A 5,052-nucleotide genomic window follows, 5' to 3' on the forward strand; every position below is an offset into this window, starting at 1 on the left:
GTCTCGCTGGACCGTCAGCCCCTGCCGCAGCTTTCTGCCGGGGCGTGGCAGCTCAAGGAGCGCGGCATCGAGGTCGCGGCTGTCCAGGTCTGGCGGGAGATCAGGGAACAGGCCGTCGAGGTGGCCCGCGTGGCGCAGGAGCTGGCCGAGAAGGGCCGCGCCTGGCTGGAGCGTGTCGCGGAACGGGCGGCGGAACAGGTGCGTGAGGCGGTGCAGCGGGTCGCGCCTGCCGATGCCTGGGGAGACTTCTTCGCCGCCGCAGCGCCCGGCGCGTCGGCCGCTGCGGAGGGACTGGCGCGCGATCTCGAGGTCGAACGCCGGCAGGAGGCGCAGCGCGAGGCCGCCGAGCGAGAAGCGCGGGAACGCGTGCAGGAGCAGGATCGCCGTGCCCATGAAAGGGATGATGGTCACGATCACGGGTGGTGAGGCCATCTTTCGCATCTGCGATTAGAGGCCGAGGGGAAGGGGAGATGATCTCGCGCGTCACATCCAAAGACCGACGATCGACATTAAACGAAGGCTGTTTTCTTTACCCTCTCCTTAACAGCGTCAGTGCTGCACTGTAGCGGTTTTGAGCTGGCGACGTGCTGACCTGAGCGCGCACCATATAGTTTTGTACTAGCCGGTCGATTGCCTCAGGTTGAGAAAGGTCCTTAAAGCTGGAACTGCCAAGGGTGCGCTCGGCAGCACGGGTAAATTCTTCGTACTGTCGGTCAATTGGTAGTCTTCCATAAGCTTTGTCAAAACCAAAAGCTCCTTCGAATACCTTGCGCATTGGTGGGTTGCCCAAAACCTCGTACCATAATGTCTTGTCGCTTGAGGCTCGGTTTCTCATTTCTTGCAGCTCGCGCCGGGCATTTAAAGCAAAACGCAGCGTTTCATCACCCTGCCCAATACGGCGCTCGAACTCACGCTGCACAAAAGCCTTACTGACAGTTTCTCCCAAATTGTCGGCCGGTTTAGCAGAGCCAAAGCTAAAGGCTTCGGCCATTTTCAAGTAACGCTTGTCGGCCAACCTGTTGACTAAGGATTTTTTATCGGTGAGGTCAGATTCCAAAACTTTCTGGATAAATGCTTTATTTGCAATTTCTGCCTCCAATCCAAAGGCAGACAAGGCAGTACTAAGCAGCCGATAATCCTTGACCAACTCCTCGGCTTTGGTGGTGCGGGCAATATTATCTTGAAAATATGTTGTTGAGCGCTGAACTATTGGATCTTTGGAAAGGCTCTGGATCTGCCGCGCCTCATTGCGCTGCACAATCCTCCAGCCGGCGATCCCGCCGACCCCAATGGAGATTGGACCGCTCATGAAATCATCATTGATTGAAAGCGAACAACCTGGCTTCGCGAGGCAGCAGATCGCGCAACCGACGCATAACCACGTAAATCTTGTCCTCAGCTACCTTTTCAGTGGCTTCTGCTAAAAGTTGACGGCTGTCATGGTCGGTAAATACCTGGCTAAGCTGCTCGATTGCTACAAGTAGTTGCCGATGCCCTTCTCCAGGCTCAATGTCGCCCATCAGGATCATCTGAGCCGTATAGCAAGCAATAGAAACTGGGGTTTTAGCATCGTCTGGATGCATAGCATCGCGCAAACGTAGGACCCTTACGTTAGGGGTCCTAATAGCAATTTTAGTAGGACGGTCACCGTTTTCAATGACTGCGCCATTGATCAGGACACGCTCGTTCGGGGCTAGACGCAAATTAAGAAAGCTCATGCTGAAACCTCGCCGCGAAGACCGCGCATAATACTAAGATTGATGTCGATCAGCGGGTCGGTAGTGGCATTACCTGCTATCACAGCCTGACCATGGCGAACCGCAAAACCTGCCAAAGAAATTAATCCTGCCTTGACATGATCTGGAAGGCCATTGTCGGGCTGAACCAAATCAAAGGCCAGTATAGACCACAGTTCCGTATTCTTGTGGACGGCCTGAATTGTTTCATTGTTGTCGGCTTTGCGCGCAGACTGGCGCAACATGCGTGTCACACGCGAAAAGATGTCATATTCCGCCTCCCGAGACGTACGAAGATCGCTGGATCGATGGCCATAGCCATTCAGAGGCGTTACTGCATTCAAGATCGTTTTCCCGTTCTGGTCTGATCATGAGGGTTGCGGGCGCCTTGAGGCGCCCGCAGGTCTTATTAGCGGAACAGTGCCATCACGGCGCCTGGACCCTGGTTAGCGATCGACAGCGCCTGGATGCCCAGCTGCTGCTGCGTCTGCAGCGCCTGCAGGCGGGCCGAAGCCTCTTCCATGTCGGCATCGACCATCGAGCCGACGCCGGCCGTTAGAGAATCGCTCAGCTTGCCGACGAAGTCGGATTGCGTTTCGATCCGGTTCTGCGCAGTACCAAAGGCAGCCGCCGCGTTGATCGAGGTCTGGAGGGCGGACTCGACCGACGCCAGCGCGGTTCCAAGGTTGCTGGTCACGTCGATGCCCGTAAGCTCGCTCAGGCCGCCCGAGCCCACGTTCTTGAACTGCGCGCTGACCGAGAGATCAGTGGCACCGGTGTTGTTGATCGCTAGCGTGCCCGGCGCAGCGGAGTCGTAGCCAACGGTAAGGCCGGGAATGCCAAGTGCTTCGATCTTAGTCCGAAGCGCAGTTGCACCCGCCGCTTGGGGCGAAGTCGCGGCGACATCGGACGCCGAGAAGGTGTGGGAAACGGTCTTGTCGCCGATGCGGACGGAGATGCTGTCGCCTGCAGCATAGGTCGCATTGGTCATCACCAGGTTCGCGCTTGCCGCACCAGCGATCGTGAACGCGGCAGTATCCCCAGCGGTAGAAGCACCGGTTGTGCCGGTAAACGCGGCCTTTGGCGCATAAGCGGCGAACGAGAGGTCCTGATTCGAAACGTTGATCTTGCTGGCGGTGACGCCGCCGGCTGTCCGGTCGAGCGAGGCCAGGACCTCGATGCTGCCCGTACCGCCGACAAGGTTGACACCGTTAAACTGCGCCGCTGCCACAACAGAGCCGATCTGGTCGCGAAACCCTGCAATGTCAGCTTGGATTTTGGTCAGGTTGTTGGCCTGAGCGGGATCGTTTGCCTGAACGATCCTCTCCTTCATCTGCGTGAGCAGCTTGGTCGTCGTCTCGGCGGCGTTGCGCGCCACGGCCACGGTGGACCCGCCGACAGCAAGACCCTCGGAGATCTTCTTGAACCCAGCAACGTCAGCTTCCATCACTTTCGAAACTGCCCAGACGGCGGCGTTGTCTTTTGCGTTGCCTACCTTCTTGCCGCTTGCGATTTGCTCCTGAACAGAGCCCAAGTCCTTGTTGATCGTTTTCAGGGTCTGCAGCGCAGTCATGGCGCCGGTGTTCGTCAGAATGCTGGTCATGATATTTCCCATACATATGAAGGCGCATTTGCGCCCGTTTAAAGCCACCTTTGACGCGGCCCCGTGATGGTCATCCTGACCTGTGTCGTGACGCTGTGCGCGATGCAGGACACTGTTCGTTCTGAACACATGAAATATGCGCTCAAAACCTCAAGGAAGTCTTAACAAAAAATTCTGTAATACTTCTGATTTTAAAAGATTTATTTAGATATGAGAGACTAGCGCCTTTAGCTAAGGAAGTGACTAGAACTGGCATCCACAGGGTGGAGCTGCGCTAGAACGGCCACCATCGGCGGCGCTTTACAGGGGCCGGCACAACTAGTTCTGCCTCCTGATTAGCAAGGAGGTTGGTGGCCTGCTGTCGCCACTTGTCCCGGTCCTCTTTTAGATCGGCCATCTGGGCAACGTAGTTTTCCAGTAGTGTATCTTTTAGCTTGTCACGCTCGCGCAAGGCCGCAAGTTCTTCGCGCAAGGTATTGGCTTCTGTAAATTTATCCCTTTGCGTAGGGTTTGCGTCATTTTGCATTGTAAGGTTTTGCAGACTTTGCTTACGTAAAGGGTAAACGCGGGACAGTTCGGCCGCATCGATCTGCCAAGCCCCAGATGTGTCCTTAGTGGCCGAGAGTTTTCCCGATTTAATAGCTCGTGTGATGGTCGCTACGTTCTTGCCTGTAGCTTCCGCAGCTTGGTTTGCGCTATATTGCATCGGTCTTTGCGTTCCTTTGCATTGTCAGATTGCGCAAAACTTTGCATGCAAACGTAGGGAGCTGTCTATTCCTCAACTAACGTAGCAGGCAGATCAGGCTCCATTCCATCAAAGAACGGCTGTGAAACGGGTGGTAAGCCTTCGCCGGAGGGTAGCTGCATTTCACCTGGAAACACAGAAGGGATGCGGTGCAGCGGTGTACTGTCGCCAATTCGGCTTGTGTTCTTCTGCTCGGCCTCTGAAACAGCAACTGTGGCCGTGAACAAGCTTCGGCGAATACCATCTCGAGAGCCATGCCAAGCAACACGATCGTTAACTACGTAAGCGTTCACTGTTCCGCTTTCTCCAACCTGCCAAACCTCGATCCAGTTTTCGTCGCGAAGAGTCGCAAGTGCTCGTTGGACAGTAGGGCGTGAGATCCCGGTTGCCGTCTGTAACTCTCGCTGTGAAATGACCACTGCATTATTGTCGCCCATGCGCGCAGTGAGGATATGCATGACTGCAGCTGCTTTGGGAGCACGGATGATCAACTGAGCCCATTCTTCATGGGCTGCTCGCTCTGTCTGGACCCAAGTTCCGCGTGTTTTTCTCTCTGGCAGCTTTGTCATGTCCCTACCTCTTTATTGATGCAGGATGCCTCCCCCGCTTTCAAATTATGAAAGTCTGCGATCAATAAAAGAAAGTCAACATTGCTTTCAAAATTTGAAAACCAGTGAGGCAGGTTGCATCATCTAGATGATGCAGGGGTGCATCATCTAGATGATGCAGGTGCCATTAAAAAATCCTTTTAATTCAGCAATATAATTTTTCGCCTTCTAATGATCTACAGGGAAGAACCGGGACGGGCCGTGTCGGGCGAAGCAGCCCCCGGGGAGCAAGCGCCGACCGGCGCGGACTGGCCCGGTTTTTTCCTGTCAGCGCGCTTTGACGTTGAACTGTCGTTCGGCAGGGGTGGGACGCCTCGGCGGGCGCCCCGCGGGAATGGGGATGATCAGGCAAGAAGGGGA

At 55.5% G+C, this 5,052-nt stretch carries 7 protein-coding genes; 1 reads left to right on the forward strand and 6 read right to left on the reverse strand.

Annotated features, from left to right (window positions below):
* Nucleotides 1–426 (forward strand): hypothetical protein (locus FHD67_RS20650; protein WP_218062370.1); only part of this gene is annotated, 426 nt, incomplete at its 5' end.
* A gap of 103 nt (nt 427–529) precedes the next feature.
* Here the strand turns inward: FHD67_RS20650 and FHD67_RS19850 are convergent.
* The 6 genes from FHD67_RS19850 to FHD67_RS19875 all read right to left on the reverse strand — a co-directional run bounded on the left by FHD67_RS19850 (nt 530) and on the right by FHD67_RS19875 (nt 4,653).
* Nucleotides 530–1,309: a DUF1217 domain-containing protein gene (locus tag FHD67_RS19850; RefSeq protein WP_139599811.1), complete on the reverse strand. Its 780-nt coding sequence runs from the start codon at nt 1,307–1,309 to the stop codon at nt 530–532.
* Between the two features lie 7 nt (nt 1,310–1,316).
* On the reverse strand, nt 1,317–1,718 hold the full coding sequence (gene flbT / locus FHD67_RS19855) for a flagellar biosynthesis repressor FlbT (protein ID WP_139599812.1): 402 nt from the start codon (nt 1,716–1,718) through the stop codon (nt 1,317–1,319).
* Nucleotides 1,715–2,080, reverse strand: coding sequence for a flagellar biosynthesis regulator FlaF (gene flaF / locus FHD67_RS19860; RefSeq protein WP_176695230.1), 366 nt, complete (start codon nt 2,078–2,080; stop codon nt 1,715–1,717). Before flaF ends, flbT begins: the two co-directional genes overlap by 4 nt.
* A gap of 65 nt (nt 2,081–2,145) precedes the next feature.
* On the reverse strand, nt 2,146–3,339 hold the full coding sequence (locus FHD67_RS19865; RefSeq protein ID WP_139599814.1) for a flagellin: 1,194 nt from the start codon (nt 3,337–3,339) through the stop codon (nt 2,146–2,148).
* Nucleotides 3,340–3,613: 274 nt separating this feature from the next.
* Entirely contained in the window at nt 3,614–4,045 is a 432-nt protein-coding gene (locus tag FHD67_RS19870) for a hypothetical protein (protein ID WP_139599815.1), read from the reverse strand.
* Nucleotides 4,046–4,110: 65 nt separating this feature from the next.
* Complete coding sequence (locus FHD67_RS19875) at nt 4,111–4,653, reverse strand: winged helix-turn-helix transcriptional regulator (protein ID WP_139599816.1); 543 nt, start codon at nt 4,651–4,653, stop codon at nt 4,111–4,113.
* Between the last annotated feature and the right edge of the window lie 399 nt (nt 4,654–5,052).

It is taken from the genome of Paracoccus haeundaensis (assembly GCF_006239215.1).
In the GTDB taxonomy this organism is placed as follows: domain Bacteria; phylum Pseudomonadota; class Alphaproteobacteria; order Rhodobacterales; family Rhodobacteraceae; genus Paracoccus; species Paracoccus marcusii.

Bases quoted from the DNA above. Each gene is read 5' to 3' on its own strand.
- FHD67_RS19875 (WP_139599816.1), bottom strand. From the start codon at position 4,653: ATGACAAAGCTGCCAGAGAGAAAAACACGCGGAACTTGGGTCCAGACA.
- FHD67_RS19865 (WP_139599814.1), bottom strand. From the start codon at position 3,339: ATGACCAGCATTCTGACGAACACCGGCGCCATGACTGCGCTGCAGACC.
- flbT (WP_139599812.1), bottom strand. From the start codon at position 1,718: ATGAGCTTTCTTAATTTGCGTCTAGCCCCGAACGAGCGTGTCCTGATC.
- FHD67_RS19850 (WP_139599811.1), bottom strand. From the start codon at position 1,309: ATGAGCGGTCCAATCTCCATTGGGGTCGGCGGGATCGCCGGCTGGAGG.
- FHD67_RS19870 (WP_139599815.1), bottom strand. From the start codon at position 4,045: ATGCAATATAGCGCAAACCAAGCTGCGGAAGCTACAGGCAAGAACGTA.